Here is a 26392-nt window from a genome sequence, read left to right on the forward strand (position 1 = left end):
CTCCGAGGGCGCCCCCGCGTACGGGGCGGCGCGCGGCGTCGCGGCTACTTGCCCGCGGCGTCCTTGTCGAGTTTCTCCACGATCAGCCGGTACAGCTGGCGCGGCCGGCCGGGCTGGAGGGTGCGGTTGGGCGGCAGCGGCCACGCCAACCCCTCCTCCACGAGCGTGCGCAGCAGCCGCCGCGCGGTCCGGGAGGTGACGCCGAGCATCCGCCCGGCGTTCTCCGCGTCGACGACCAGGGGGCCGTCCTCCTCGGCGATCTTCTCCGACAGCCGAATCAGCGTCTCCCGCCCCTTGGTGCGCAGCGGTTCGGAGGACTGCCGTGCGGGCGCGCGCTGGGCCGGGACCAGGGAACGACCCTCGCGGTCCACCGCGAAGCTCTGACGCGACGCCTGGGCGCGGTTCAGGGCCGCCCGGGCGTGTGCCTCGGCGTCCTGGGTGGTGCGCCCCATGCCGATGCCGACCTCGATCGCGATCCCCAGCTCCGCCTTGATCCGCTCCACGAACGGCGGCTGCCGGAAACCCTCGGTCGCGGTGACCAGGGACCCGCGGGTCGCGGTCACCATGAACGAATGGTCGTCCAACCGGTGCGCCGTGGCGTTGATCCGGTGCGCCTCCTGGAGCAGCAGCCGGTGCAGCGACAGACGCAGCTCCTCCCGCCAGTACCGGGGGGTGGACCGGCGCGACGAGTCCCGCAGCGTGGGCACGTCCACCACGACGACCCCCAGCTGCGCCTCCTCCAACCGGTGGTGCGCTCCCAGCAGCCCCGCGGTCTGGAGGGCGCTGCGCACGCCCGCGTTGGTGGGCCGGAGCCGGACGACGGGGACACCGATCGCCTCCAGCCGCTCGGCCACGCCGCGCACGCAGGTGATCGCCATCCTGGTCGCCTTGCGCCGCCACAGTCCCTCGTGGAAGGAGGTCAGCTGCGCGGTGTTGGTCAGCTCCTCGTGCACGTGGATCCCGTCCACGGGCAGGTCGACCTCGGAGTAGGCCTCCACGACGTCGGCGCGGCTGAGCACGTCCAGGCTGGCTCTGGTCGGGTCGAAGCGGTCGTCGAGGGTCGCTCGGAGCAGGGCCTCGTGCAGGCTCGCCCCGCCGAGCGGCACGAAGGTGGCGGGCATCGTCAGGACCCCGGCCTTGCGCGCGAACTCGTAGGGGACAGGGCTGGCGAACAGGTAGGCGTCGATCGCCGAACCCAGCCTGACGACCTTGTCCGTCGCCTCTTGCTCATCTCGGTACGCGGCGGCGATGAGTCTGGCGTTGAGGGGCCCCGTGGACCCCGGTCCCATGAGCATGACCCGTTCGACCACCTCATGGGGCCCTATGACGCCGATCGTCAAATCGCCAGTACGCTGGGCACTCACCTCGGGCTGCTCCCCGCTACCATTCCACGCTCTTCACTATGTGCGCCCACTGGTTTCCCGACCCGATCTCTGTCACGGCATGATTGCCGAGATCGTACCCATTGTGCGGGGCCAAAGAAGATCGTTTTCCATATCAACGCCGAAAGCCCGGGTGGGGGACGACCCCCCACCCCGGCTTGAACTGCGCCCTCGACTCCTACGAGACGGTGACGCGCTCCACGTCGCCGCCGAGCGCGGCAAGCCGCGTCGCGAACTGGGAGTGACCGCGGTCCACCAGATAACCAGGCGCCACGATTGTCTCACCTTCGGCGACCAGTCCGGCGAGGACCAGCGCCGCGCCGGTACGGAGGTCGTGGGCGATGACCTCGGTCCCGCGCAGGTTGGTGGGTCCGTGCACGATCGCGCGGGTGCCCTCCACCTCGATCTTGGCGCCCATCTTGTTGAGCTCGTCGGCCAGGGCGAAGCGGCCGTCGTAGATGGCCTCGTGGATGTAGCTCTCGCCCTCGGCCAGCGTCGCCAGGGCCATCAGCGGCGACTGGAGGTCGGTCGCGAAGCCGGGGAACGGCGAGGTGACCGCGTTGATCGGGCGGAGCGGAACGGAGGGGTCCCGGTGGACGTGCAGGACGGCGCCCTCCTGGGAGAAGCCGACGCCCATCTGCTCGAGTTTCCAGCGGGCCACGCCCAGGTGGTCCAGCTGGGCGCCGACCAGGCTGACCTCGCCACCGGTGGCGGCGACGGTCATCGCGAACACGCCGGCGTCGATGCGGTCGGACATGATCGTGTGCTCGACGGCGGTGAGCTCCTCGACGCCCTCGACGGTGATCAGACCGGTTCCGCCACCGCTGATCCTCGCGCCCATGGCGGTCAGGAACGCGATGACGTCCAGGACCTCGGGCTCCAGCGCGGCGTGCTCGATCACCGTGGTGCCGGGGGCCAGCACGGCGGCCATGATGAGGTTCTCGGTGCCGGTGTGCGAGGGGGTGTCGAGGTAGAGGCGGCCACCGCGGAGGTTGCTGGCCTCGACGTTGATGTGGTTGCGCTCGAGGTCCTCGGTGACCTCGGCGCCCAGGCGCGCGAAGCCCCGGTAGTGGAAGTCGAGGTTGCGGCTGCCGAGGTTGCACCCGCCGACGCCCTCGATGCGGGCGCGGCCCGTGCGGTGCATCAGCGCCGGGACGAAGAGCACGGAGCCGCGGAAGCGGGCCGCGATCTCGGCGGGCAGGACGGCGCGCTCCGGGTCGGTCAGAGTGGAGGCGTCGATGACGACGGTCCGCTCGGCCTCATGGAACTCGACCTTGGCGCCCACGTGTTCGGCGAGCTCCAGTGCGCGGTAGACGTCCTCGATGACCGGGACATTGCGCAGCACCGTACGGCCCTTCGCCGCGAGGAGGGCGGCGCCGATCATCGGCAGGACGGCGTTCTTCGCGCCTTGGATGAACGCCGTTCCGCTGAGGGGGCGTCCGCCGCGGACGCGGTAACGAACCTCCTGGCCCATGCTCTTGTGCTCCTTTGTGAGGCAGATGTGAAAAAGGGGTCACCCTCGACGGGCACCGCCTGTATGCGGTTTGGACGCGGGTCACCCCTGGAACGTTGCGACCATCTTGCGCGTGACCTGCGTGGCCAGTGAACCGGTGGTTCGCGACGACTCTATAGCACCCACTCGCGTGTACCGGCCCAGAACGTGGTATACCCGCAGATCACGGATGGAGTCCCGACAAACGTCCAAAGTGGCACAAGTCTGTCGGAGAAGACCGGGATGGGGGCCGCGCGTCGGGCCACGCTCCGGAGCCCGACTCGACCCCACCACCATACGTGCTCCGGCGTCCGGAACGGAGGCCCGTGCGCGGAATCACGCACGCGCCACACGTCACAACGCGGGCTTCGTGCCGGTCAGACGCTCGAAGATCTCGATGTAACGACCCAGGGTCCGCTCCACGACCTCGGCCGTCAGTTCCGGCGGAGGCGTGTCCGAGGCCCGGTCCCACCCGGAGTCGGACGAGGTCAGCCAGTCGCGCAGCACCTGCTTGTCGAAGGAGGGCTGCGGCCCGCCCGGTTCCCACGCGTCGGCGGGCCAGTACCGGGAGGAGTCCGGGGTGAAGACCTCGTCGGCCAGCACCAGCCGCCCGTCGGCGTCGCGGCCGAACTCGAACTTGGTGTCGGCGAGGAGGACGCCCCGTTCACGCGCGATCTCCCGCCCCCTGCCGTACACGGCCAGGGTGAGGTCGCGCAGCTCGGCGGCGAGCTCCGCCCCGTGCCGCTCGGCGACGACCTCGAAGGAGACGTTCTCGTCGTGGTCGCCGACCTCGGCCTTGGTGGCCGGGGTGAAGATCGGTTCCGGAAGCTCGGAGCCGTCGGTCAGCCCCTCGGGGAGGGGGACGCCGCAGACCGTGCCGTCGGCGCGGTACTCGGCCAGGCCGGATCCCGCCAGGTAGCCGCGCGCCACGCACTCGACCGGAACCATGTCCAGGCGCTGGCACACGAGCGTGCGCCCGGCCCAGGACGCGGGAGCGCCCTCCGGCGGGACGTCGGAGACGACGTGGTTCGGAACCAGGTCCGCGAGCTGGTCGAACCACCACAGGGACAGCTGCGTGAGCAGGCGTCCCTTGCCGGGGATGTCGGTGGGCAGGACCCAGTCGTAGGCCGAGACCCGGTCGCTGGCGACCATCACGAGTCGGCCGTCGGCGGTCGCGTACAGGTCGCGGACCTTGCCGGTGTGCAGGTGGGTCAGCCCCTCCACCTCGGTGTGCGGGGGCTGGACGACGAAGCCGCTCATCGTCGGACCCCCTACAGCTGCGCCGCGGCGCGCTCGGCGATGTCGGTCCGGTGGAACGAACCGCGCAGCTCGATCCGGCTCACCGCCTCGTACGCCCGCTCGCGGGCCTGTCGCAGGTCGGCGCCGGTGCCGACGACGTTGAGCACGCGCCCGCCGTTGGACCTGACGTCGCTCGGACCGTCCCAGTCGGTGCCCGCGTGCAGGACGTAGGCGCCGTCCAGCGCGTCCGCGGCGTCGAGTCCGCCGATCACGTCGCCCTTGACCGGGTCGCCGGGGTAGTTCTCGGCGGCCACGACCACGGTGACCGCGGCGCCCGGCTTCCACTGGAGGGAGCCGATGGAGCCCAGGCCCCCGGTGTCGGTGGCCTGGAGGACCGCGCCGATCGGCGTCGCCAGCCGGTCCAGGACCACCTGGGTCTCCGGGTCGCCGAAGCGCGCGTTGAACTCCACCACGCGCGGGCCGCGCGAGGTGAGCGCGAGTCCCACGTACAGCAGGCCCTGGTAGCGCGTGCCGCGCCGGTTCATCTCCATGAGGGTCGGCCGCACGACCGACTCCATGACCTCGTCCACCAGCCCGGCCGGGGCCCAGGGGAGCGGGGCGTAGGCGCCCATGCCGCCGGTGTTGGGGCCCTCGTCGCCGTCGTAGGCGCGCTTGAAGTCCTGGGCGGGCAGCAGCGGGAGCGCGTGCGCGCCGTCGCTGAGCACGAACAGGGACACCTCGGGGCCGTCGAGGAACTCCTCGATGACCACGCGGCCGCACTCGCGCGCGTGTCTCTCGGCGGCGGCGCGGTCCTCGGTGACGACGACGCCCTTGCCCGCGGCCAGCCCGTCGTTCTTCACGACGTAGGGGGCGCCGAACTCGTCGAGGGCCTCCGACACCTGGCCCGCGTTCCGGCACACCCGGGCCCGGGCGGTCGGCACGCCGGCCGCCTCCATGACCTCCTTGGCGAAGGCCTTGGAGCCCTCCAGGCGGGCGGCCGCCTGGTCGGGCCCGAACACGGGGATGCCGCGGTCGCGCAGGGCGTCCGCCACCCCGGCCACCAGGGGCGCCTCCGGACCGATCACGACCAGCTCCGCGCGGATGCGCGCGGCCAGCTCGGTCACGGCCAGGCCGTCGGTCACGTTGATGACGTGGTTCTCTGCCAGGTCCGAGATACCGGGGTTGCCCGGCGCGCAGTGGATACTGGTGACACCCGGATCAAGGGACAGAGCGCGGACGAGTGCGTGCTCGCGGCCTCCGCCGCCGAGAACGAGGGCTTTCACTACAGGGGCCTCTTCGGGTTGAAGGCGGACTGACTGTGCGGCGTCGGATCAGACGAGGGAGCGCAGCTCCAGCGTCTCGTCGCGGCCCGGGCCGACACCGATGGCGGAGATGGGCGCTCCCGCCATCTCCTCAAGGGTACGCACGTACCGCTGGGCGTTCTTGGGCAGATCCTCGAATCGGCGGGCGCCGGTGATGTCCTCGTTCCAGCCGTCGAGGTACTCGTACACGGGGACGGCGTGGTGGAAGTCGGTCTGCGTCATCGGGATCTCGTCGTGGCGGACGCCCTCGACGTCGTAGGCGACGCAGACCGGGATGCGGTCGAGGCCGGTGAGCACGTCGAGCTTGGTGAGGAAGAAGTCGGTGATGCCGTTGACCCGCGTGGCGTAGCGCGCGATCGGGGCGTCGAACCAGCCGCAGCGGCGGTCACGGCCGGTGGTGACGCCGTACTCGCCGCCCTGGGTGCGCAGCCACTGGCCCTGCTCGTCGTGGAGCTCGGTGGGGAAGGGGCCGGAGCCGACGCGCGTGGTGTAGGCCTTGAGGATGCCGACCACCTTGGTGATGCGGGTGGGGCCGATGCCCGCGCCCGCCGCCGCGCCGCCCGCCGTGGGGGAGGACGAGGTCACGAACGGGTAGGTGCCGTGGTCGATGTCGAGCAGCGTGCCCTGGGAGCCCTCCAGGTAGACCGTCCTGCCCTCGTCCAGCGCGCGGTTGAGGATGAGCGAGGTGTCGGCGACGAAGGGGCGCAGGCGCTCGGCGTAGCCCAGGTACTCCTCGACGATCGGCTCGACCTCCAGACCGCGCCGGTTGAACACCTTGGTGAGGAGCTGGTTCTTGTCGTTGAGGGACAGCTCGATCTTCTTGCGCAGGATCTTGGGGTCGAACATGTCCTGCACGCGGACACCCTGCCGGGAGACCTTGTCGGCGTAGGTGGGGCCGATGCCGCGGCCGGTGGTGCCGATGCGGGCCTTGCCGAGGAAGCGCTCGCTGACCTTGTCGAGGGCCCGGTGGTAGGGCATGATCAGGTGCGCGTTGGCGGAGATGAGCAGGCGGGACGTGTCCACGCCGCGCGCGTTGAGGCCCTCCAGCTCCTCCAGGAGGACGCCCGGGTCGATGACGACGCCGTTGGCGATGACCGGCACCACGTTCGGGGAGAGGATGCCGGACGGCAGCAGGTGGAGGGCGTACTTCTGGTCGCCGATGACCACCGTGTGCCCGGCGTTGTTGCCACCCTGGTAGCGGACCACGTAGTCCACGCGGTCACCGACAAGGTCGGTCGCCTTGCCCTTGCCCTCGTCGCCCCACTGGGCCCCCACGAGCGTGATCGCCGGCATTGTCTCAACCTCTTCGCTCGACGCCTGACCGAGGCTTTCCCACCCCGGACATGGATGAACCCCTGGCGCAAGGCAGCGACAGGGGCCGTTGCGTATTGAGGGTACACGACCTGTGGTTCCGTGCTCCGGGCGGTGATGTCCACAGGGTGTGGACGGTGCGCACGGAGTCCGTCCACACCCTGTGGACGAGCGGGTTCAGGCGTTGAGCGCGTCGGCGGCCTCGGCGCTGGACTCGCGCAGGAAGGTCGAGCACCGCTCGGCCTCCTCGGCCTCACCGATCTCCCCGGCGGCGGTGCCCAGCGCGTGCAGGGCGCGCAGGAAGCCCCGGTTCGGCTCGTGGTCCCACGGGATCGGCCCGTGGCCCTTCCAGCCCGCCCGGCGCAGCTGGTCCAGTCCGCGGTGGTAGCCCGTACGGGCGTAGGCGTAGGCGGTGACCGGCTGGCCCTGGGCGAGGGCGTTCTCCGCGAGGTGCGCCCAGGCGGCGGAGTAGGAGGGGAACCGGCCCGCGACCGGGGTGGGGTCGTCGGACGCGGCCAGCGCCTCGCGGGCCTCGGGGTCGTCGGGCAGGCGGGTGGCGGGCGGTTCGCCCAGCAGGTTCTGGTGCAGACTCATGGGCCCATCCTGCCACCGCGCCCGGCCCGGCCCGGGCCCGGGAACCCGTGTCCCACCGCGCTCGGAGTTCCCCGGCCGCCTTCGGCATCGGTCACGGCTCCGCCGACCGCTGCTCGCCCGGACGGGTCTCACCTCCCAACGATCGTTCGACCCCGTGGCCGGACTCCAGTTCCTCGATCGCGGTCGCGAGTCGGCGGGCGTTCTCCGGGCAGCGGAGTAGGTGGACGGTTTCCCTGAGGGCCTCGTACTCGCGGAGCGTCACCAGGACCACGGGTTCCCGCCCGGTTCCGGTGACGACGACCTCCTCGCGGTCCTCGACCACCGAGTCGAGTACGGCGGCGTGGTCCGCACGGAACTCGGAGTCGGTCATGGTCCTCATCCCTCGACCTCCGCTCTCAGGTGCACGCGCGCGGTGGTTCCCCGGGTCGCCGCGTGGACGCCCCCCGCCGTCAGGACGGCCGCGGCGGCCAGGGCGGGCACCGCGCCGGGCGGCAGCAGGTCCGGAACGACCCACCCGTCGCCGTCCGCGTAGGCGTACGGGACCACCCGGTGGAGTCCCGGCACGGCGTCGCAGGCCACGGCGCCCAGGAACACACCGGCCAGGACGGCCGGTCCGGAGACCACCGGGCCGAGGACGGGGGCGAGCAGGTACACGCCGGAGGCCGAGAGGAGCACGTTGGTGACCATCAGCCAACGGTGCTCCGCCTGGTCGGCGGCGGGCAGGACGGCCAGGACCGCGAGGGCGGGCAGCGACGCGCCGAGGACCGCCACCGCCGCCGCCCGCAGCCGGGTTCGGACGCCCCCCAGCCGCTCCCAGACCCACAGCCGGGGCCGGTTCGACCACGCTCCCGCCGAGGCCGCGCACACGCACAGCAGTTCCGCGACGGGGACGCGTTGCTCCTCGTTCGGCCAGCCGACGAGGGCGACCGGCACCACGACACCCGACGCCGCCAGACCGAGCAGCGCCGCGACCACCGCGGCGACCAGCGCCCCCGTCATCGGCAGCAGGGACGGCCGCGCGATCACGTTCGCCATGGCAGGTCCTCCGGGGCCACCTCACACGCCGCGAGGCGATCCGCGTCGCGGCGGATCCAGGCCCGGACCTGGTCGGGGGAGACCCCGGCGAAGGGTTCGGCGCCCGACGGGTCGCCCTGGGCCCGGGAGACCAACCAGGTCCGCAGGCCCTCCACGACCGCGGCCCGACGCGCCGACGGCTCGGCGCCCGGGGCCAGGCTGGCCACGCCGCCGGAACCGCACCGGAACACGTCGGGCACGAGCCAGTCCGCCGCGGTCGCCGGCACCTCCTGGTACGGGTCCCACCCCGGGTACACGCGCACCCAGAGCACGCCGCGCTCGACTCCGCGGAGCACCTCGCCGTCGTCCCCGGCCAGGCTGAGATCGCGCACCTGGGCGGGCGCCGCTCCCGGCAGGCCGTACGCGTCGAACACCGGAGCGGCGAGGCCGACGATCGTGGCGAGTTCGTCCCGGTGTCCCTCGTGGACGCAGTAGCGCACGCCGTCGCGTTCGTCGCAGACCTCGGCGCCGTCCCCGGCGTAGGCCAGCAGCGGGAACGGGCGCAGGTGGGGCAGGACGAGCGCGACCGCGACGGCCGCCACGGCCAGTCCGTGCGCCGCCGAGACCCGTCGCGGCGTCCGCACCAGCCACGCGACCGTCCAGGAGAGCGCGACGATCAGGAGCAGGAAGTACCCCAGCCGGTAGAGGCCGAGGGCCGTGCTCTCCCGTGTCCCCAGGGAGGGGGAGACGGGGAGTTGGAGGGCGAGCGCGCTCCAGGCGTCGGCCACCAGGGGGAGGCTGGTGAGGAGGAACACCAGGCCGATCGCCACGGGGACGGCGAGCGGGCCGCGCAGCGCGACGCCGCACAGGTAGCCGGACACGGTCAGGGAGGCGAACCCCACCAGGGCGCCCGCGACCGCGGACACGTCCGGGACCCCGGCGCCCCGCGCGGCGACGGCGACGGTGAGCGGGACCAGCCCCGCGAGGTAGGCGGCCAGGCACCAGCCCGTGACCACCGCACAGTGCCGCCGCGGGACGTCCCGCTCCACGCGCGGCTGCCAACGCTGGGCGAACACGAGGGTGGGACGGGCGAACCGGGCGGCCACCAGCGCGGCGGCGCCCGCCGCCACCGCGACCGGGAGGCGTGCCTGGGCGCCGACCTCGGAGGACAGGTGGACCCAGTCGAGCGCCCGCCAGGACAGGTGGCCCCACGTCGAGGCGAGCGTGAGCAGGAGGATGACCGCGGCGGGAACCAGGACGAACACCCGGGGCAGCGGCCAGAACAGCGGTGAGGTACGGGTCGCGGCGGGTGTCATGCGCGCTCCCCGATCCGTGCGATCAGCCGGTCGTAGGCCCGCTCGAACCCGGAGCCGTGGGGGCTCCCACCGGAGCCGTCCGCGATCATCTCCTCCAGTCGGGCGAACGTGCCGTCGAACTCGATCCGGCCGCCCGCCAGGACGCCGACGCGGGAGCACACGTGGGCGACGTCCTCGATGAGGTGGGTGGCGACCAGCACGGTCCGGTCCCGCCCGAGCCGGGCGACCGCCTCGCGCACGCGGAGCCGCTGCCCGGGGTCGAGACCCGCCGTGGGCTCGTCCAGGACGAGGATCCGGGGGTCGTGCGCGAGCGCGGCGGCGATGCCGACGCGTCGGCGCTGGCCGCAGGACAGCGTGCGGGTGCGGTGACCGGCGAGGTCGGTGAGGTCGACCAGGTCCAGGGCCCGCCGCGCCGCCGCCCCGCACCCGCGCCGACCCACCCCCTGCGCCCAGGCCGCGTAGGCGACCGTGTCCGCCACGGTGAGTTCCCCGGCGAGGGAGAAGCGCTGGGGGACGAACCCCAACGCCCACCGTGCTCCGGACCGCCCCGCCGCCGTGGAGAGGTCGTGCTCGCCCAGGAGCAGCCGTCCGGCTCTGACCGGCAGCAGCGTCGCCATGAGCGAGAGCAGGGTGGTCTTGCCCGATCCGTTGGGCCCGATCAGGCCGGTGACACCGGGCTCGACGGTCCAGGAGAGGCCGTTCAGGACCCTTCTCCCGCGCCGGTACCGGAATTCCAGGTCCTCTGCGGTGACGCGCATGGGCTCGTCCGTTTCCACTCGTCGAACTCGCGTGGTGGTCAGCGGGGGATTTCGGTCGGCTCCCTCAGCATCGGTTGACGCGTCCGGAGGCGAGTTTGTTTCCGGTCGAGCTGCGGGTCTCGGTGAAGTACGTTCCCTTTCCCTCGCAGCCGCCGCGCGCGGTGAGATTCCCGGACGTGAAATCGGTCCTGGTGGTTTCGGCCACGGTCAGATCGGGCCACGCGGGGCGGTGCTTGCGGACCTGGACGGTGAGCGTCACCTTGCCGCCGCACTCGGTGCGTGATCCGGTGCCGGCCACCGTGTTCCCGTACTGGCTGGGGATGCTGGCGCCGAGTCCACAGGGGGCGGCGGCGTGACCGATCGCGGTGTCGGTCCCGGCCCACGCCGTCGCTCCGACGAGCACGGTCCCCGCCGTCAGAACGCCAACCGCCACGGTACGCGCGATGCTGTTCCTGGTCTTCACTTTTCCTCATTCTTCGCCGAGGGGTCGAGGCGTTGAAGAGAATTCCCGGGCGCGCTTCGCTGAAACGGGGGTGTGGATAACCTTCTTTCCGTTGGGCGATTAATCACGTTTTGTTGGTTAATGTGGAGCTGGTTTTCCGCGAATGCGGGTGCGGATCTGTGGATAACCTGTGGAAAACCAGAAGGGGCGCCCGTGTGCGTTCCCGCACCCGGACGCCCCTGTCGCGAACCGCGCCCGTTCCGCACGGGCGCCGTCCGTCACTACGCCATCTTGTTGCCCGCGGACTTCAGCTGCTGGGCGGCCTCGACGACGCGCGCGGCCATGCCCGCCTCGGCGGCCTTGCCGTAGGCGCGCGGGTCGTAGGCCTTCTTGCTGCCGATCTCGCCGTCGATCTTGAGCACACCGTCGTAGTTGCGCATGACGTGGTCGACCACGGGGCGGGTGTACGCGTACTGGGTGTCGGTGTCGATGTTCATCTTCACCACGCCGTACTCGATGGCCTCGTGGATCTCCTCCAGGGTGGAGCCGGACCCGCCGTGGAACACGAAGTCGAACGGCTTGGCCTTGCCGTACTTCTGGCCCACCGCCTCCTGGGCCTCCTTGAGGACCTCCGGGCGCAGCTTCACGAAGCCCGGCTTGTAGGAGCCGTGCACGTTGCCGAAGGTCAGGGCGGTCATGTAGTAGCCCTTCTCGCCCAGGCCCAGGGCCTCGGCGGTGCGCAGGGCGTCGTCGGGGGTCGTGTACAGCTTCTCGTTGATCTCGCCGACGATGCCGTCCTCCTCGCCGCCGACCACGCCGACCTCGATCTCCAGGATGGTGCGGGCGGCCTTGGAGGCGGCCAGCAGCTCCTCGGCGATCTGGAGGTTCTCCTCCAGGTCGACGGCCGAGCCGTCCCACATGTGGGACTGGAACAGCGGCTCCTGGCCGTTGGCCACGCGCTCCCTGGAGATCTCCAGCAGCGGGCGGACGAAGCCGTCGAGCTTGTTCTTGGGGCAGTGGTCGGTGTGGAGGGCGACGTTCACCGGGTACTTGTCGGCGACCACGCGGGCGAACTCGGCGAAGGCGACCGAGCCGGTGACCATGTCCTTGACCGTGGCCCCGGAGAGGAACTCGGCGCCGCCGGTGGAGATCTGGACGATGCCGTCGGTCTCCGCCTCGGCGAAGCCCCGCAGGGCGGCGTGGAGTGTCTGGCTGGAGGTCACGTTGATCGCCGGGTAGGCGAAGCCCTGGGACTTCGCGCGGCTCAGCATCTCGGTGTAGACCTCGGGGCTGGCGATGGGCATGCTTACTCTCCCTGGAATCGGCCTGGAGCGAGCGGCCGCCGGTCCTTCGCCCGACGGCACCCCACGTGCGTTGCCCCGGTGGAGGCCGGCCGTCGGGGGGTCGGCCCAAGGGGAGGGCCGCGTCCGGGGGTGTCCACCAGGTGTCGTCCAAGTATCCCGAATGCACGGAGCCCTTGAAAAGGTCTAGACCAAATTGGCCGAGGCTGGGCGCGTATGCGCAGTTCGCGGGCGTGGGGCCTCCGGGGTCGGCGCGAACCGGTCGCCCAGGGCCGCGGGAGGGCGAGCGACGCGCGTGCGCACGTGCCCGAATCGGTGGACTCACGAGGTATTCGGGCGCCCGCTGTCGCTTTTTGTCGTGATACACGCTACATTCAACGCCGTGGGAAGGCACAGGAACGATCCGCGCGGCGTTGGCCAGGTGATGGCCATCGTCGGGGCCGTCCTGCTCTTGGCCGCTCTGGTGGCCCTCGGGGGCTACTTCCTCTACCGGTCGCTGCCGAGCGACGGCACGAGCGTGAGCGCCAACGCGTCAGAAGCCTCCGCCGACGTGGAGGAACCGGAGAACATGGGCGTGCTCTACGTGCGCGTCATCGGCGAGTCCAGCAACGTCTTCGTCCGGGTCCCGGGCGGTGACGTGCTGCACGACCAGGTGATAAGGCACGGCGGATCGATCACCTTCGCCCAGGCGCCGCTGGAGGTCACCATCAGCGACCCCTCGGCGGTGGAGGTCTTCGTCAACGGCAGCCAGCGCGACATCTCCGACCGCAGCGACGACTACAGCTTCACCATCGACGGGTAGACCCGCGGTCGGCGCCTCCACACCGCCCGCACACACCGACGGCGGGGCCGTCGACCCCGCCGCCGCACCGTCCCGCGTCGCTCTCCCGCGCCGCGCCCGGACTCAGATGTCCAGGTCGGACGCCTCGAAGACCGCCCGGTACTCCAGGCCCTCCCCGGTCACGCGCTCGCGCGCGCCGCGGTCCATGATCAACGCGACCGCCACCACCTCGGCGCCCGCCTCACGGAGCGCCTCCACCGCCGTCAGCACGGAGCCGCCCGTGGTCGAGGTGTCCTCCAGGGCGAGGACGCGCCGCCCCCGCACGTCGGGGCCCTCGATCCGGCGCTGGAGGCCGTGCGCCTTGCCCGCCTTGCGCACCACGAAGGCGTCCAGTTCGCGGCCGCGCGCGTGCGCGGCGTGCAGCATCGCGGTGGCCACCGGGTCGGCGCCCAGGGTCAGTCCACCCACGGCGTCGAACTCCAGGTCCGCGACGTTGTCCAACATGACCGAGCCGACCAGCGGCGCGGCCTTCGCGTCCAGGGTCACCCGGCGCAGGTCGACGTAGTAGTCGGCCTCCATCCCGGAGGACAGGGTCACCTTCCCGCGGACGACCGCCTTATCGTTGATCTGACGCAGGAGTTCATCACGTTCGCTCATGATCAGTGAGCCTAGAACACCGGGCGGCGCCGCGCGGACGCGCCCGCCCAGGTCGGGAGGGGTGACCGTGCCGGGACCCGAGGGCACCGTCCGGGTGGAGACCACCGTCGACGGCCGGGAGGGGGCGGAGCGGGTGGCGCGGTCGCTGATCGAGCACCGCCTGGCCGCGTGCGCGCAGGTGAGCGGGCCGATCACGAGCTTCTACCGGTGGGAGGGCGAGGTCCACGCCGACGAGGAGTGGCTGGTGGTCGCCAAGACGTCCGCCGACCGGGTGGACGCGCTCACCGCGCACGTCGTGGAGATCCACCCCTACGACGTCCCCGAGGTCGTCGCCGTCCCGGTCACCGGGGGCAACGCCGCGTACCTGGAGTGGGTGGCCGACGAGACACGGGGCGGCGGCACCGCGTGATCGCCGTCCTCCTCCCACCGCCGCTCGGCCGCCCCTCGCGGCTCCCCGGTCTGGCGGACGCCCTCGCCGACCAGGGCGTCACGCCCGTCCAGCCCGGGATCGAGGGCGACCGCCGCCCCCCGCACGCGGGCCGCTACGTCGCCCGCGCCAGCCTGGAGATCAACCGCCTGGTGGACGCCGCGAGCCCGGTCGCCCTGGTCGCCGAGGGGGACGCGGGCCCGCTCGTCGGCGCGGTGGGCGCGGCACAGCGCGCGGCGCACCGGCCGGTGTTCGGGTACGTCCTCGTGGACGCCTTCCTGCCGGGGCCGGGCAGCTCCACGCGGGCGGAGTTGGAGCGGGCGCAGAGTCCGGAGGGGGCGGTGGGGGATCCGGCGGACACCGGCTCCCTGGAGGACGAGCCGCCCGCCTACCGGTCCGAGCACCTGCCGATGGTCGCCGACTGGCCGGACGCCCCGTGCGGCTACCTGCTCACCGACCCGGCCCGCGCGCACGTCGCCCGCCTCGCCGGGATGCGCGGGTGGACGGTGCGCGAGACCGTGCCGGGGGAGGCCGCGACCGTTCTGCGGGAGCTGCTGACGGAGCTGCGGGGCACCGGCTGACACCGTTCCGGACCCGGCGGCGGGCCCGGACGCCACGCGGACGGCCTGGTCCGACACGGAAATCCGGGTGACACGCGGACGCCCTGGCACGAAGAATGCAGGCATGCTCAGCACCTACTTCCCTCCGATGGGACTGCGCCTGACCACCCCGCGTCTCGAACTGCGGCTGCCCGACACCGAGGACCTGGGCCGACTGGCCGAGACCGCCGCGGGCGGGGTCCACGACCCGGGCTCGATGCCCTTCGTCGAACCGTGGACCGAGGGGACCCCCGACGAGGTGGCGCTCAGGGTCGTGCGGTACAACCTGGCGCGGATGGCCGACATGACCCCGCGCGCGTGGAGTCTGAACCTCGTCGTGGTGTGCGAGGGCACCGTGGTCGGGGTGCAGGACGTGAGCGGGCGGGACTTCGCGGTCACCCGCCAGGTGAGTACGGGGTCGTGGTTGGGCCGCCGCCACCAGGGCCGGGGGATCGGGACCGAGATGCGCGCGGCCGTGCTGCACCTGGCGTTCGCGGAACTGGGCGCGGTCGCGGCGGAGACGGCGGTGCTCGAGGGCAACGCGGCCTCGGAGCGGGTGTCGCGCAAGCTCGGCTACCGGCCGAACGGCGTCTCGCTGGTGGAGGTGCGCGGCGCCTCGGTGGTGGACCACCGGTACAGGCTGACCAGGGAGGACTGGGAGAGGCACCGCACGGTTCCGGTCACCGTGGAGGGCGTGGAACCGTGCCTGCCGTTCCTCGGGCTCGACGCCGTCGACTGACCGGCCCCGGCCTGACCTCCGCTCCGGGCCGGGCTCCCGCTCCCGGGCCCTCGCCCCTGCCCGGGGGCGGGGCGCGACGGGGGCGTCCGGCGAACCGTCACCCCCGGTCGGATCCCCCCGGCGTCCTCAGGGCGGTCTGCACCAACCGCGCCGAACCGCCCCGCGCCACCCACGTGCCGCGTCCGGGCGGCTGCGGCGAGGCGTACAGCCTGGGCAGGAGCTGTCCCTCACCGCGGTCGCCCGACATCACCAGGGCGCCGGTGCCGATCTCCCGCATCGCCTGCACCAGCGGGTCGAACAGCCCGCGCCCGGCACCGGCCACGCGGCGCGCCACCACGAAGTGCAGCCCGATGTCGCGCCCGTTGGACACGAACGGCACGAACGGCGCCAGCGGCTTCTGGCCCGCCGTCGTGAGCACGTCGTAGTCGTCCGCGATCACCACGATCCGGGGGCCCTTGACCGACCCCGGTTCCAGCGCGTCGAGGTCCCCGTCCTCGGGCAGGCGGCCCTCCAGCTCCTTGGCGACGCCGCCCGCCAGTCCCGCGCAGACCCGCGGGCTGCTCGCGTACCCGCCCATGTACTCCTCGGGGACCAGGTCGCGCAGGGTGCGCCGCGGGTCCATCACCGCGAACACCACCTCGTCCGAGCCGTACCGCTCGACCAGTCCCTCGGCCACCAGGCGGAGCAGGTTGGTCTTGCCGCACCCGCCGTCCCCGAGGACCAGCAGGTTCTGGTCGCCGTCGAACAGGTCGAGCAGCACCGGCTCCAGGGCCCGCTCGTCCACTCCGATCGGCACCTTCCTCGGCTCGGACTCCCGGGTGGGCAGCGTGCGCGCGGGCAGCTCGTGCGGCAGGACGCGCACCTCCGGCGCGCGCTTGCCGCGCCAGGCCCGGTCCACGGAGCGCACCGCGGCCTCCACGACCTCACCGAGCCCCTCGTCGCCTGTGACGCCGTCGAACCTCGGCAGTGCCACCTGCCCGAACAGCTCGGCGTCCGTGAGCACCCGGCCGGGCATCCCGGCGCCGATCGTCTCCGCCAGCTTGCGGTCGATCGTCGACTCCGACGGGTCGTTCAGGCGCAGCTCCACCTTCTGCCCGAAGTTCGACTGCGCCGCGATGCGCACGTCGTTCCACCGCAGCATCCCCGCCACCACGTGGATGCCGTACCCGCCGCCGCGCTGCAGCAGGTCGTTGACGATCGGGTCGATGTCCTCGAAGTCCTTGCGAACGGCCCCGAACCCGTCCACGCACAGCACCACGTCGGCACTGGCCAGCTCGGGCACCTCGCCTCGGGCGTGCTTCCGTCGCAGCTGCCGCACCGAGTCGACGCCCCGCTCCCGGAACACCTCCTGGCGGTGGTCCAGCATCCCGCGCAGCTCCTCCACGGTGCGCCGCACCCGCTCGGAGTCGGTGCGCGCGGCCACGCCGCCCACGTGCGGCAGCCCCGCCAGGGACTGCAACCCGCCGCCGACCAGGTCCAGGCAGTACACGGCGACCTGCTGCGGCGTGTGCGTGAGGGCCAGCGACAGCACCATCGTGCGCAACAGGGTGGTCTTGCCGCTCTGCGGGCCGCCGATGATCGCCGCGTGCCCGCCGGAGGCGGTCAGGTCCAGCTCCCACACGCCCCGCCACTGCTTGGCGGCGTCGTCCAACAGCCCGACCGGGACGCTCAGGTGCCCGCGCTCGCCGGGCAGCCGCAGCCCCTGGTCGGTCTCCTCCGGCTCGCCGACCACCGCGTCCAGGGAGGTCACGGACGGCAGCGGCGGCAGCCAGATCTCGCGCGTCCGCTCCCCGTGCCGCGAGAACTGGCCGACCATGACGTCCAACAGCGTCGGGCCGACCGTGCGGGAGGGCATCGGCGACTCCTCCTCGGCCGGTGCGTCCGCCCGCACCCCGGAGGCGTCGTCCTGCTCGTTGTAGGCGGTGTACCGGCGCACCGACGGGGTCGCGTCGGTGTCCTCCTCCTCGGCCACCGGTCCCCGGTAGGGTCCCGACACGTAGCCCGCCTTGAACCGCTGGTAGACGCTGGTGTCCACCTTGAGGTAGCCGAAACCGGGCAGGGACGGCAGGTGGAAGGCGTCGGGGGTGTTGAGGACGGTGCGGCTCTCCTCCTCGGAGAAGGTCCGCAGACCCAGGCGGTAGGACAGGTAGGTGTCCAGGCCGCGCAGTTTGCCGCCCTCGATGCGCTGGCTGGACAGCAGCAGGTGCACGCCGATGCTGCGGCCGATCCGGCCGATCGACAGGAACAGCTCGATGAAGTCGGGCCGGGCGGTGAGGAGTTCGCCGAACTCGTCGATGATGACGAGCAGGTGTGGAAGCGGCGGCAGGCCGGGGTCGTGCTGGCGCCTGAACTGGTAGTCGCCGATGTTGGCCACGTTCCCGGCGTCGCGCAGGACCTGCTGGCGGCGCTGGACCTCACCCGACAGGCTCGCGTACACGCGCTCGATCAGCGCGGCGTCGTCCTCCAGGTTGGTGATCACGCCGGCGACGTGCGGCATGTCCTCGAACGGGGCGAAGGTGGCGCCGCCCTTGTAGTCGACCAGCACCATGCTCACGCGTTCGGGGGGATGGGAGGCGGCCAGCGCCAGGACGAGGGTGCGCAGCATCTCGCTCTTGCCGGAGCCGGTCGCGCCGACGCAGAGCCCGTGCGGACCCATGCCCAGCTGGGCCGACTCCTTGAGGTCCAGCACGACCGGCTGCCCCATGTCGTCCACACCGATCGGCACCCGCAGGAACGCGCGTTCGCTGCGCGGCGACCACAGGCGCCGCACGTCCATCGCGCCCGGGTCCCGCACCCCCATCAGGGCCGGGAAGTCGACGTTGCCGCCCTCCTGCGCGCTCTCCTCGACCGAGTCGGGGGAGAGCCGCAGCGGCGCGAGCATGCGGACGAGGCCGGCGAGGGCGGCGGCCGGGACGTCGTCCACGGTGCCGGTCATGACGACGGGGTCGTCGCCGCGCAGCTCCTCGATCCGCACCTGGTCGCCGGTCACGGTGACGCGCACGTTGACGTCGCCGGGCTCGTCGATCTGCCGCGACACCAGGTGCAGCACGGTCACGCCCAGGTCGGCCGGGTCCAACGCGTGGTCGGGCCGGACCAGTTCGGCGGCGACCCCTCCATGGGTGTCGTGGATGACGAGCAGACGGCGGAGCATCCGGTACGCCTCGCGCTTGCCCATCCCGCGGCGGACCTCCGACGCGAAGTCCGTGCGCGAGCGCAGTTCGTCGGAGAGGAGCCCGCCCAGCGTGCCGGGGTCGGGCGCGATGAGGCGGACCGCGGCGCCGCCCTCGCGCCGCCGCGGGTCCAGGACCTGCGGCAGCCACGGCAGCCAGGTCCAGTCGTCGGCGCGCTCGGCGGGGTAGGAGACGGCCAGTCCCGCGTCCTCGGGGGCGTGGAAGGCGCCGAACTGGGCGGCCAGGGCGCGGACGAGGCGCATCACGTCCTCGCGCCCGCCGATGACGCTGACGTTCCCGGCCATGTCCAGGGGGAGGGTGAGCGGCATCTCCGGGATCGTCTCGAACCGGCGGATCGCGGCCTGGGCCTCGGAGAGCATGAACGGGTCGGTGGGGGTGAGGGCGGTGCCCTGCTCGGCCAGCCGCAGGTGGCGGCCCTCGGTCAGACCAGTGCCGATCCGCACCCGCAGGAAGTCGCGGTGGCGACGGCGGCGCTCCCACAGGCGCGTGGGGTCGCGGACGACGTCGTAGAGCGCTTCGGGAGGGGGGTCGAGCAGCCGGGCGTGGGCGCGGGTGCGCTGCTCCCAGCCGCTCAGTTCCTCGCGCAGCTCCTCCAGGTACTGGAGGTAGAGCTCGCGCTGGTTGCGGCGCTGCCGGCCGACCTGGCCGCGCCGGGAGAACAGCATGGCGAGCGCGCCGAGCAGTGCCACGCACAGGAGCACGGCGCCGAGCGCCATGAACGCCGGGTTGCGCATGACCATCATGATCGTCAGCGACGCCATCATGCCCACCATCGGCAGGATGGACATGAGGGGGTTGCCCTGCGTCTTCCCGTCGGGGAGCGTGGGCGGCGCCTCCACCTCGTGGGGTTCCTGAACCGGAGTGGGGTGGACGGTCCGTGTCGGCCGGTGCACGACGCGGAGGCTCATCGGCGTTCCTCTCGGCTCGGGCGGCGGGGGCGGGCGGGTCGGGCCGGGTGGACACGTGCCCTGAGGTGCGGGGGAGCGGCGAGCGCGGGGAACGCCCCGGCGGGCTCACGGGATGCGGAGAACCCTATCGAAGCCGGTTCCGTCAGGACGTCGCGGAGGAGCCCGGCGAACCCCCGGGGTGCAGGTGCCTCATGAGGCTCCGGAAGCGTTCCCAGGCGTTCGTCTCCGTGCCGTCCCCGATCCGGTACCAGACGGCGGGGGTCATGGGCGGGCCGAACGGGATCGAGCGCACGGGCGCGGACAGGGCGCGGTCCGTCCCGACGGTCGAGACCGCCTCGGCGCCGAGCGCCACGCCCACGGGAATCGGCACCCCCGACCACCGGGCCGGATAGGTCAGGTCGGACCGTCCGCCCATCCGGCGCACGGTCGCGTTCTGGAGCACGTCGCGCGCGGCGAGCTCCTTGACGACCGTGGTCAGGGCCGCCATGTCGGGCTCCTCGCCGGGCTCGTGCCCCACCGCGAACGTGATGTTCTCCCGCACGCCGTTCGCGGTCCGCCCCACCCGCTGGGTACCGGCGAACGGGCGGACCCCCTCCTCGCGCACGCTCTCCGGCGGGCCGGAGAACGCGATGAGCGTCTGGGCGGGCACGCGCCCGCGGCACGTCGCGGTCACGGCGTCGCGGTCCCAGGCCTGCGCCAGCGGTTCGCCGGTGCCCCACAGGGAGGGGAGGGCGCCGCCCAGGGTCTCGGCGAGCAGTTCGGCGGCGCCGCCCAGGAGGAGGTCGTCGGTGGCCGGGTGCTCCACGTTGACCTCGACGAGCAGCTGTGCGCCCAGATCCCGCGCGGACCCCCGGAACGCCTCGTGCGGTCCGTCCTCGGCGGAGGCGTCCGGGTCCACGACGAACCCGGAGTCGGCGTCCCAGACCAGGGGGACCCCGGAGAAGCCGTCGTAGTAGGCCCCGTCCGGCGCCTGGACGACCCACCGGCAGCCGGGTTTGCCGACCAGGGAGCGCAGCGCGTACGTGAGGCGGCTGGTGGAGGGTGTGACGAGCTGGAGGCGGCGCCCCTCCCGTCCGTGCCGGGCCACGGCGTCCAGGAGCCAGGGGGAGAGCGGTACCACGGGGCGGTCCTGGAGCACGACGAAGCACTCGCCCGGGACGGCGGTCACCGCGGGGTGGTCGGTGGTGCCGTTGAGGTGCGGGTGGCTCCGATCGAGGCGGCGCTCGGGCTCCCACAGCACGCCGTCGTGCTCGTCGGCCAGGTACCGGGCGAACCGGCGGACCATGCCCGCGGTGTCGGCGTCCCGGACCCCGGCTCCGTGCGCCTCCACCCAGTAGGGCTCGGCGGGCAGGTCGTCGCTGACGCCGTCGGCCAACAGGCGGTCGGCCTCGGCGGACATCGCCAGGCGCTGGGCGGCCTGGAGGGCGGCCACGATCCGGCCGTCGTCGTCGCGCAGCTCGACCAACGCGCCCTCGGCCACGAGGCGGACCCTCAGGCCGGGTCCGGCCTCGACCATGGCCCTGGTCAGGGAGCGCCGGTCGGGCGGCTGGGACAGCAGAGCGACCACGTCGTGGCTCAAGGGGTCTCCTCACGTGCGGGGCGGCGCCGGGCGGACGGTCTCCGGCGCGGTGAGGACCACGGCGGTGGCCGTGGGGATGACGGGGGAGAGATCGTCTTTCCCGGTGCGCGCCGTACTCGTCCGACCGGGGCAATTCGGTGTGGCCGGTCCCGATGGTATTCGACGGCACTTCCGGGGATCCCGCCTCGGCGCCGCTGGTTCGCACCGGCCGGGTGTTCGCGTTCGTCGGCCTCGGCACGGGGCCGATGTCTCGGACGGGGTTCTCCGTCCGCGCGCAGGCCTGCGGTGCGTGCGCTTCCGTGTTTTCCGCGTCTTCCCGCGTCCGCGCCGTGTACGCGGCCTTCCCGCCCTTGTCGCGGACGGCGCGGGGAGCCATTCCGCGGTTGTCCACAGGTGGCCGTTCTCTCCTATTCTCCGTCGTTGGCCACTTGTATTATTCGAAGTCCCCCTACCAAACGGGGCGGCGGTTCCGTGAACCCGGAACCACGGCGACTCCACGCGCGTCTCCCCTCCTGGAGGCGACCGCCTCGCGAGGCCCCCGAGGAAAGGTGAAGAATGCCACGCTGGGACCAAGGCGATACGACGCTGGCCACCCTGGGACAGAACACCGCGGGCAGCGGTGAGGAACTCTCCACCCTGATCGGTCAGCTCATCCAGGCGGCCGAGCCCCTCTACGGCAAGTTCGACGGACCCGGCAAGGCCGCGTTCGACTCCTTCAAGAACCGCGCCGACGCCATCACCGCCGACCTGCGCACCGGGCTCGGCTCCATCAACGAGGGCCAGGCGGGCATGGAGACGGCCTTCCAGACCGGTACCCAGACCATGGCCGACGACGCCAACCAGAACATGGCCGCGGCCAACTTCGACGCCGCGAAGTTCAGGTAGACCGCGCCCACCCCCCTTGTGGAGGAGAACCCCAGATGACCGGACGCAACGCCTACAACACGGATGCCTCCTCGGAGGTCCAGGGCAACATCAACGGCATCATGACCCGCCTTGAGGCGATCATCGGCCAGCACGAGACCGACGTCGCCGCGGCGATGAGCGACTTCGAGGCCGACGGTGTCTCCGAGGAGTACCACGGCAAGGAACAGAAGTGGAACGCGGCGGCGAACGAGGTTCGTGAGATCATTCGCCTCGTGCGCGAGACCCTGGAGTCCAACGACGCCACCGCACAGGAGACGCTGAGCCGCGCCGGCGCCGCGGTCGCCAACATCTGACCGGCCCCGGCGGGACAGGCGGCGACCAGGCCGCCCCCACCTCCCGGGGGCGCCCGTGACCAGAACGAGGAGTGCTGTTGGCCCGCGACTACGACAGCCAACTTCTTGAGTCCATCGCGGTCCGTCGGCAACGCCTGCGCGAGGCGGTGCTGTTCGGCGGCCAGCGCACCCGGCGCCGCCTCGACGAGAACCTGGGCAAGGTGGTGATCAGCGCCTGTCTCGCCGCCGTGGCCTGCGGGGCCACGGTCGGGTGGTCGTTCGTCACCAACACCCTGAGCGACCAGCGGATCGAGCAGGAACAGGCCTCCTCCGGTCCGGCGAGCAACGCCGTCCCGCAGTTCCCGGGAGACTGGGTCGGCGCGGAGGTCACCCTGGACATGGCCCGCGGGGAGCTGGTCGCGGCGGGCGTCCCCGACACCCTGTACGTCCTTCCCGGCGACGAGCGGCCCGCGCCGGGGACCATCGACAGCTACTACCTCGTCACCGAGGACGCGGAGGGCTACTTCGACTCCTCGGTCATCGCGTTCGACCAGGGCCGGACCGGGATGCGGTTCACCACCGAGGACGAGGCGGCCCGCTGGCTGTTCCAGGAGTTGGCCACCACCGAGGCGGAACCCGCTCCGTTGACCGCCGCCCAGGAGGAGGCCGTCGCCGAGGCCACGGCGGAGCTGACCGCCGAGGTGCGGGAGAACCTGGAGGACCGCAGCGGCGACTCCTACCGGCACACCCTGGAGGTCGGCGACGTCGTCGACGCCTTCGGCCAGGAGAGCGGCCGGTTCCTCCACCCCGACGGCACCCCCTTCTCCGACCGCGGTCTGCCCGAACACGCCCGCAGGTCCCCCGGCGGGGAGGACCTCTACCACCGCTACCGGGTCATCCACCCCTTCCAGGTGGGTGCCAGCACCGCGGCCCCCGACGGCGCCAGCCCGGGCGGGGGCATCCGCTTCAGCCTCGACACGGCCGGGTTCGCCGAGGTCCCGCCGGTACCCACCGTGCGCTGGCTGATCGGCAATGGCTACCTTGAACGCGTCGCCGTGAGCGACGTTCCCGCCTGACCACCGCACGGGGGCGGATCCGAACCTGGCGTGACCCCCGCCAGCCACGCAGCACGATTGGAAGGCCATGACCGCTTGGAGCCGGGTGACGCTCGTCGGTGCGGAGCGTCGGGTCGACGCCGTCCTGCCCGCGTCGGAGCCCATCGGCGCGCTCATGCCCGAGGTGCTCGACCTCCTCGGCGACGAGGTGAGCAACCCCGCCCGGCTGCGGCACCTGGTCACCGCCTCCGGCGCGGTCCTGGCGGGCGACACCACCCTGGCGGAACGGCGGATCACCGACGGCGCGGTGCTGCGGCTGGTCAGCGCGGACGAACCGGTGCCGGCACCCGTGGTGCACGAGGTGCCCGAGGCGGTGTCCATGGCCCTGGACGGTCACCGAGGCCGGTGGAACCCGACCGCGGCCCGGTGGACGTCCACGCTCGCACTGATCGTCCTCACGCTGAGCACGGGGTGGACGGTGCGGGACTTCGTGCCCGGAGGGGCGGCGGTCGGCGCCATCGGTGCGGCCGCCGCGCTGCTCCTGGCGGTGGGTGCCGCGATCGGGCCGACATGGCGCGAGCCCCTGGGCACCGCACTCGCGATGAGCGGCACGGCGATGGGCGGGCTGGGCCTGTGGTTGGCCAGTGACCTGTTCGGCTGGCCCCACTGGGCGCGCTGGGGCGGGATCGCCGCCCTGGTGGCCGGGCTGGTGCTGCTGCTCGGCCTGACCTCAGGGCTGGGCCGGGGAGGACTGACTGGTGGCGGCGTCGGCCTGGCGCTGGCGGCGGTGTGGTCGGCCGGGGCCGCGCTCGGTCTTCCGAACCACCAGGTCGCCGTGGTCATGGCCGTGGCCTGCGTGGTGCTGCTGAGCACGCTGCTGCGGTTGGCGCTGATGTTCTCGGGGCTGGCCGTGCTGGACGACAACCGCAGTTCGGGCGACGCGGTGACCCGGGCGGACGTGCTCACCTCCGTGGCGGGCGCGCACCGGAGCCTGGTCATCGCGACCGTGGCGGTCGCCGTCGCCGCCGCCACCGCGGGTCTCGGGCTGGCCTCGGAGTTCAACCCCTGGACGGCGGGCCTGTCGGCGGTGCTCGCGGTGGTGGTCGCCAGCCGGGCGCGGCTGTTCCCCCTGGTCGCCCAGAAGTCCGTGCTCATCGTGGCGAGCCTGGTCGTCCTGGTGAGCGCCCTGTTCTCGCTGGCCGAGGCCGTGTCGTGGGGGGTGTGGCCCGCGTTGGGCGTGGCGGTCGCGGTGGCGGCGATCCCCGCCGTGGTCCTGTCCGTCGAGCAGCCCGAGCACGTTCGGGCACGCCTGCGGGGGGTCACCAGCCGGTTCGAGGCGATCGCGGTGGTCGTCCTCATTCCGTTGGCGATCGGCGCCTTCGGCACCTACGAGCGGCTCCTCGCCACGTTCTGACCTGGAGGGACGATGAGCGTTTCGCGGACGACCGCCGGGGCCGGCGATCGCGTGGTACCGGGTGACAGCCTGCCCCGCCGGGTCGGGCGTGCCGCGTTGCGCCCGTTCCGGCCGGTGGACGAGGCGGCCCGGGCGGTCGAGGTCGGACGGCGGTTGCAGCGGTCGACCGCCACGGGGCGGCGGATCGTCGTGGACGACCTCGGGACGGGCGCGGACACCGCCGTGGTGACCGCTCTGCTCGCCCGGTCGTTCGCCCACTACCGGCACGACCGTGTGCTCGCCGTCGACGCGACCGGAAGGTCGCCGTCGCTGGGAACGCGGCTGGGCGCGGACGGCGCCGCCCACCTGGGTTCGGGCGTGGACGAGGCCTCCTTCGAGACGGCACGCGAGACGCTGGCGGAGGTGGGCGACGGGCTGTGGACGGTCGCGACGGCACGGGACGACGCGGCGGTCTACGCGTCCCGACTGCTGCCGCTGTCCCGCTTCTTCGGGGTGACACTGGTCGCCGGTGCGGGGGACGCGGCGTTCGTGGACGCCGTGGCCGAGGCGGCGCACGCCCGCGTGTGGGTCGTGCGGGCGACGCGCGCCGCCGTGGCACGTGTGGGTCGTGCCCTCGACGCGTTCGTCCAGGGCGGTCGGGAGTTCGAGGCACGGCGGACGGTGGTGGTCCTGTTCGACGAGCGGCGCGGCGAGGATCCCGGGCTCGACGCGGTGCGCACGGCGCGGGTCGTGGCCGACAGCGGCGCGGGTGTCCTGCGGTTGGCGCATGACCGGCATCTGGCGCGGGGGGGCGAGGTTCGGGCCCGCGACATCGCCGAGGCGACGCACCGGACGATTCTGGACGCGGCGGCGGAGGCACTGAACCGGGCGGTCGACGGAGACCGACCGGGCACGCGGAGGGGAGAGGCGCTGTGAACCACCGGAATCCGCGGCATCCCGAGGACCCGGAACGCCCCGACGTGCCCGAGGGAGCCCCACCCCCGCACGGGCAGCCGTACATCCCGCCGAGCCCGTACGCGATCGAACGGCCGGGGCCGCACGAGCCGACCGGCCCCAACCAGACGCCGTGGGAAGCCCCTTCGGGACCGAACCGGGCGGCGTGGTTCGCCGACTCAGGCCCGCACCAGGCTCCGTGGCCGGGGCACGCGGGGCCGCCGCGCCCCCCGGCGCCCCCCGGAAGGATGCCGCCGCAGCCGTCGCACATCGTCGCGCAGGACTCGGTGGCCGAGGCCTTCCTGACCGGCGCGCCCAAGCCCGAGCCGCCGCCCGCCGATCCCCCCGCCCCCGTGTCGCCCTGGGCGCCCCCGCCCGCCTTCGGTCCCGGCAGTGGACCGCAGCCGGGTCCCGTGGCCGGGATGCCTGCGCGCGGCCCCGGGCAGGGGGGTGGGCCCCAACCAGGGCCCGTGCCCGGGATCCCCGGGCAGGGGCACCCCGTGTCGGGGCCGCCTGTTCAGGGGACACCCGCGCCTGGGACACCCGTGACCGGAGGGTTCGTCCCTGAGTCGCCTGCGTCCGGTGTGCTCGGCTCCGAGGCCCCTGATGCGGGAACCCCATCGCCGGGTCCCGTGTCCCCGTGGTCCGCGCCATCGGCCCCCGTTCGCGGTCCGGTCACCGGTGCCACCGGTGAGCATGGCCCGGGATCGCCCGAAGCGGCGCCTGGTTCCGGCACCGG

At 72.9% G+C, this 26392-nt stretch carries 24 protein-coding genes; 9 read left to right on the forward strand and 15 right to left on the reverse strand.

Features of this window, described 5'->3' with window-relative positions:
* Positions 1–44: 44 nt before the first annotated feature.
* From AB0I72_RS21780 to fbaA, 12 genes are all read right to left on the reverse strand, one after another.
* The gene (locus AB0I72_RS21780) at positions 45–1295 is read right to left on the reverse strand and encodes a transcriptional regulator (protein ID WP_262391751.1); all 1251 of its coding nucleotides are present in this window, start codon (positions 1293–1295) and stop codon (positions 45–47) included.
* Between the two features lie 265 nt (positions 1296–1560).
* Entirely contained in the window at positions 1561–2856 is a 1296-nt protein-coding gene (murA, locus tag AB0I72_RS21785) for a UDP-N-acetylglucosamine 1-carboxyvinyltransferase (protein WP_358571577.1), read from the reverse strand.
* 372 nt (positions 2857–3228) lie between these two features.
* On the reverse strand, positions 3229–4134 hold the full coding sequence (locus tag AB0I72_RS21790) for a phosphoribosylaminoimidazolesuccinocarboxamide synthase (protein ID WP_358571579.1): 906 nt from the start codon (positions 4132–4134) through the stop codon (positions 3229–3231).
* 11 nt (positions 4135–4145) lie between these two features.
* Positions 4146–5396 (reverse strand): phosphoribosylamine--glycine ligase, encoded by a 1251-nt coding sequence (gene purD / locus AB0I72_RS21795; RefSeq protein ID WP_358571581.1) that lies wholly within the window; start codon positions 5394–5396, stop codon positions 4146–4148.
* A gap of 48 nt (positions 5397–5444) precedes the next feature.
* Positions 5445–6728 carry an adenylosuccinate synthase gene (locus AB0I72_RS21800; protein WP_358571583.1) on the reverse strand — a complete coding sequence of 428 codons (1284 nt, stop codon included), beginning with the start codon at positions 6726–6728 and terminating at the stop codon, positions 5445–5447.
* A 195-nt stretch (positions 6729–6923) separates the two neighbouring features.
* Positions 6924–7340 (reverse strand): DUF3151 domain-containing protein, encoded by a 417-nt coding sequence (locus tag AB0I72_RS21805; protein WP_358571585.1) that lies wholly within the window; start codon positions 7338–7340, stop codon positions 6924–6926.
* Positions 7341–7431: 91 nt separating this feature from the next.
* A complete protein-coding gene (locus tag AB0I72_RS21810) occupies positions 7432–7719 on the reverse strand; it encodes a type II toxin-antitoxin system prevent-host-death family antitoxin (RefSeq protein WP_358571587.1) in 288 nt (95 codons plus the stop codon).
* Entirely contained in the window at positions 7716–8375 is a 660-nt protein-coding gene (locus AB0I72_RS21815; RefSeq protein WP_358571589.1) for a hypothetical protein, read from the reverse strand. Before AB0I72_RS21815 ends, AB0I72_RS21810 begins: the two co-directional genes overlap by 4 nt.
* On the reverse strand, positions 8363–9670 hold the full coding sequence (locus AB0I72_RS21820; RefSeq protein ID WP_358571591.1) for an ABC transporter permease: 1308 nt from the start codon (positions 9668–9670) through the stop codon (positions 8363–8365). Before AB0I72_RS21820 ends, AB0I72_RS21815 begins: the two co-directional genes overlap by 13 nt.
* Complete coding sequence (locus AB0I72_RS21825; protein ID WP_358571593.1) at positions 9667–10428, reverse strand: ATP-binding cassette domain-containing protein; 762 nt, start codon at positions 10426–10428, stop codon at positions 9667–9669. The genes AB0I72_RS21820 and AB0I72_RS21825 overlap by 4 nt, the downstream gene beginning before the upstream one ends.
* Positions 10429–10492: 64 nt before the next feature.
* Positions 10493–10861, reverse strand: a complete 369-nt coding sequence (locus AB0I72_RS21830; protein ID WP_358571595.1) for a hypothetical protein — start codon at positions 10859–10861, stop codon at positions 10493–10495.
* Positions 10862–11151: 290 nt separating this feature from the next.
* A complete protein-coding gene (fbaA, locus tag AB0I72_RS21835; RefSeq protein ID WP_358571597.1) occupies positions 11152–12174 on the reverse strand; it encodes a class II fructose-bisphosphate aldolase in 1023 nt (340 codons plus the stop codon).
* 421 nt (positions 12175–12595) lie between these two features.
* On the opposite strand from fbaA, the gene AB0I72_RS21840 reads away from it, so the two are divergent.
* Positions 12596–12973: a RodZ domain-containing protein gene (locus AB0I72_RS21840; protein WP_358571763.1), complete on the forward strand. Its 378-nt coding sequence runs from the start codon at positions 12596–12598 to the stop codon at positions 12971–12973.
* 102 nt (positions 12974–13075) lie between these two features.
* On the opposite strand, the gene pyrE is transcribed toward AB0I72_RS21840, so the two are convergent.
* Positions 13076–13609: an orotate phosphoribosyltransferase gene (gene pyrE / locus AB0I72_RS21845; RefSeq protein WP_358571599.1), complete on the reverse strand. Its 534-nt coding sequence runs from the start codon at positions 13607–13609 to the stop codon at positions 13076–13078.
* A gap of 61 nt (positions 13610–13670) precedes the next feature.
* Here pyrE and cutA point away from each other — a divergent pair, with 61 nt between their 5' ends.
* The 3 genes from cutA to AB0I72_RS21860 all read left to right on the forward strand — a co-directional run bounded on the left by cutA (position 13671) and on the right by AB0I72_RS21860 (position 15374).
* Positions 13671–14018 carry a divalent-cation tolerance protein CutA gene (cutA, locus tag AB0I72_RS21850; RefSeq protein WP_358571765.1) on the forward strand — a complete coding sequence of 116 codons (348 nt, stop codon included), beginning with the start codon at positions 13671–13673 and terminating at the stop codon, positions 14016–14018.
* Positions 14015–14617 carry a hypothetical protein gene (locus tag AB0I72_RS21855; protein WP_358571601.1) on the forward strand — a complete coding sequence of 201 codons (603 nt, stop codon included), beginning with the start codon at positions 14015–14017 and terminating at the stop codon, positions 14615–14617. Before cutA ends, AB0I72_RS21855 begins: the two co-directional genes overlap by 4 nt.
* Positions 14618–14720: 103 nt before the next feature.
* The gene (locus AB0I72_RS21860; RefSeq protein ID WP_358571603.1) at positions 14721–15374 is read left to right on the forward strand and encodes a GNAT family protein; all 654 of its coding nucleotides are present in this window, start codon (positions 14721–14723) and stop codon (positions 15372–15374) included.
* A gap of 97 nt (positions 15375–15471) precedes the next feature.
* Here AB0I72_RS21860 and eccCa read toward each other — a convergent pair whose 3' ends face one another.
* The gene (gene eccCa, locus AB0I72_RS21865; protein WP_358571605.1) at positions 15472–19473 is read right to left on the reverse strand and encodes a type VII secretion protein EccCa; all 4002 of its coding nucleotides are present in this window, start codon (positions 19471–19473) and stop codon (positions 15472–15474) included.
* A 142-nt stretch (positions 19474–19615) separates the two neighbouring features.
* Entirely contained in the window at positions 19616–21052 is a 1437-nt protein-coding gene (locus AB0I72_RS21870) for a DUF6177 family protein (protein WP_358571607.1), read from the reverse strand.
* 555 nt (positions 21053–21607) lie between these two features.
* Here AB0I72_RS21870 and AB0I72_RS21875 point away from each other — a divergent pair.
* The 5 genes from AB0I72_RS21875 to AB0I72_RS21895 all read left to right on the forward strand — a co-directional run bounded on the left by AB0I72_RS21875 (position 21608) and on the right by AB0I72_RS21895 (position 25635).
* Positions 21608–21937 carry a hypothetical protein gene (locus tag AB0I72_RS21875; protein WP_358571609.1) on the forward strand — a complete coding sequence of 110 codons (330 nt, stop codon included), beginning with the start codon at positions 21608–21610 and terminating at the stop codon, positions 21935–21937.
* Positions 21938–21972: 35 nt separating this feature from the next.
* On the forward strand, positions 21973–22272 hold the full coding sequence (locus AB0I72_RS21880; protein ID WP_358571611.1) for a pore-forming ESAT-6 family protein: 300 nt from the start codon (positions 21973–21975) through the stop codon (positions 22270–22272).
* Positions 22273–22349: 77 nt separating this feature from the next.
* The gene (locus AB0I72_RS21885) at positions 22350–23327 is read left to right on the forward strand and encodes a TNT domain-containing protein (RefSeq protein WP_358571613.1); all 978 of its coding nucleotides are present in this window, start codon (positions 22350–22352) and stop codon (positions 23325–23327) included.
* Positions 23328–23394: 67 nt separating this feature from the next.
* A complete protein-coding gene (gene eccD / locus AB0I72_RS21890; RefSeq protein WP_358571615.1) occupies positions 23395–24720 on the forward strand; it encodes a type VII secretion integral membrane protein EccD in 1326 nt (441 codons plus the stop codon).
* Between the two features lie 12 nt (positions 24721–24732).
* Positions 24733–25635 carry an ATPase gene (locus AB0I72_RS21895; RefSeq protein WP_358571617.1) on the forward strand — a complete coding sequence of 301 codons (903 nt, stop codon included), beginning with the start codon at positions 24733–24735 and terminating at the stop codon, positions 25633–25635.
* Positions 25636–26392: the final 757 nt, after the last annotated feature.

Source organism: Nocardiopsis sp. NPDC049922, assembly GCF_040660275.1.
In the GTDB taxonomy this organism is placed as follows: domain Bacteria; phylum Actinomycetota; class Actinomycetes; order Streptosporangiales; family Streptosporangiaceae; genus Nocardiopsis.

What these genes read in the sequence shown, in the direction of transcription:
- AB0I72_RS21800 (WP_358571583.1), bottom strand. Translation starts at nt 6,728, where the DNA reads ATGCCGGCGATCACGCTCGTGGGGGCCCAGTGGGGCGACGAGGGCAAG.
- AB0I72_RS21790 (WP_358571579.1), bottom strand. Translation starts at nt 4,134, where the DNA reads ATGAGCGGCTTCGTCGTCCAGCCCCCGCACACCGAGGTGGAGGGGCTG.
- pyrE (WP_358571599.1), bottom strand. Translation starts at nt 13,609, where the DNA reads ATGAGCGAACGTGATGAACTCCTGCGTCAGATCAACGATAAGGCGGTC.
- AB0I72_RS21825 (WP_358571593.1), bottom strand. Translation starts at nt 10,428, where the DNA reads ATGCGCGTCACCGCAGAGGACCTGGAATTCCGGTACCGGCGCGGGAGA.
- AB0I72_RS21880 (WP_358571611.1), top strand. Translation starts at nt 21,973, where the DNA reads ATGACCGGACGCAACGCCTACAACACGGATGCCTCCTCGGAGGTCCAG.
- AB0I72_RS21840 (WP_358571763.1), top strand. Translation starts at nt 12,596, where the DNA reads ATGGCCATCGTCGGGGCCGTCCTGCTCTTGGCCGCTCTGGTGGCCCTC.
- AB0I72_RS21810 (WP_358571587.1), bottom strand. Translation starts at nt 7,719, where the DNA reads ATGAGGACCATGACCGACTCCGAGTTCCGTGCGGACCACGCCGCCGTA.
- AB0I72_RS21815 (WP_358571589.1), bottom strand. Translation starts at nt 8,375, where the DNA reads ATGGCGAACGTGATCGCGCGGCCGTCCCTGCTGCCGATGACGGGGGCG.
- eccCa (WP_358571605.1), bottom strand. Translation starts at nt 19,473, where the DNA reads ATGAGCCTCCGCGTCGTGCACCGGCCGACACGGACCGTCCACCCCACT.
- AB0I72_RS21875 (WP_358571609.1), top strand. Translation starts at nt 21,608, where the DNA reads ATGCCACGCTGGGACCAAGGCGATACGACGCTGGCCACCCTGGGACAG.
- murA (WP_358571577.1), bottom strand. Translation starts at nt 2,856, where the DNA reads ATGGGCCAGGAGGTTCGTTACCGCGTCCGCGGCGGACGCCCCCTCAGC.
- AB0I72_RS21805 (WP_358571585.1), bottom strand. Translation starts at nt 7,340, where the DNA reads ATGAGTCTGCACCAGAACCTGCTGGGCGAACCGCCCGCCACCCGCCTG.
- eccD (WP_358571615.1), top strand. Translation starts at nt 23,395, where the DNA reads ATGACCGCTTGGAGCCGGGTGACGCTCGTCGGTGCGGAGCGTCGGGTC.
- AB0I72_RS21820 (WP_358571591.1), bottom strand. Translation starts at nt 9,670, where the DNA reads ATGACACCCGCCGCGACCCGTACCTCACCGCTGTTCTGGCCGCTGCCC.
- AB0I72_RS21895 (WP_358571617.1), top strand. Translation starts at nt 24,733, where the DNA reads ATGAGCGTTTCGCGGACGACCGCCGGGGCCGGCGATCGCGTGGTACCG.
- AB0I72_RS21780 (WP_262391751.1), bottom strand. Translation starts at nt 1,295, where the DNA reads ATGCTCATGGGACCGGGGTCCACGGGGCCCCTCAACGCCAGACTCATC.
- AB0I72_RS21860 (WP_358571603.1), top strand. Translation starts at nt 14,721, where the DNA reads ATGCTCAGCACCTACTTCCCTCCGATGGGACTGCGCCTGACCACCCCG.
- fbaA (WP_358571597.1), bottom strand. Translation starts at nt 12,174, where the DNA reads ATGCCCATCGCCAGCCCCGAGGTCTACACCGAGATGCTGAGCCGCGCG.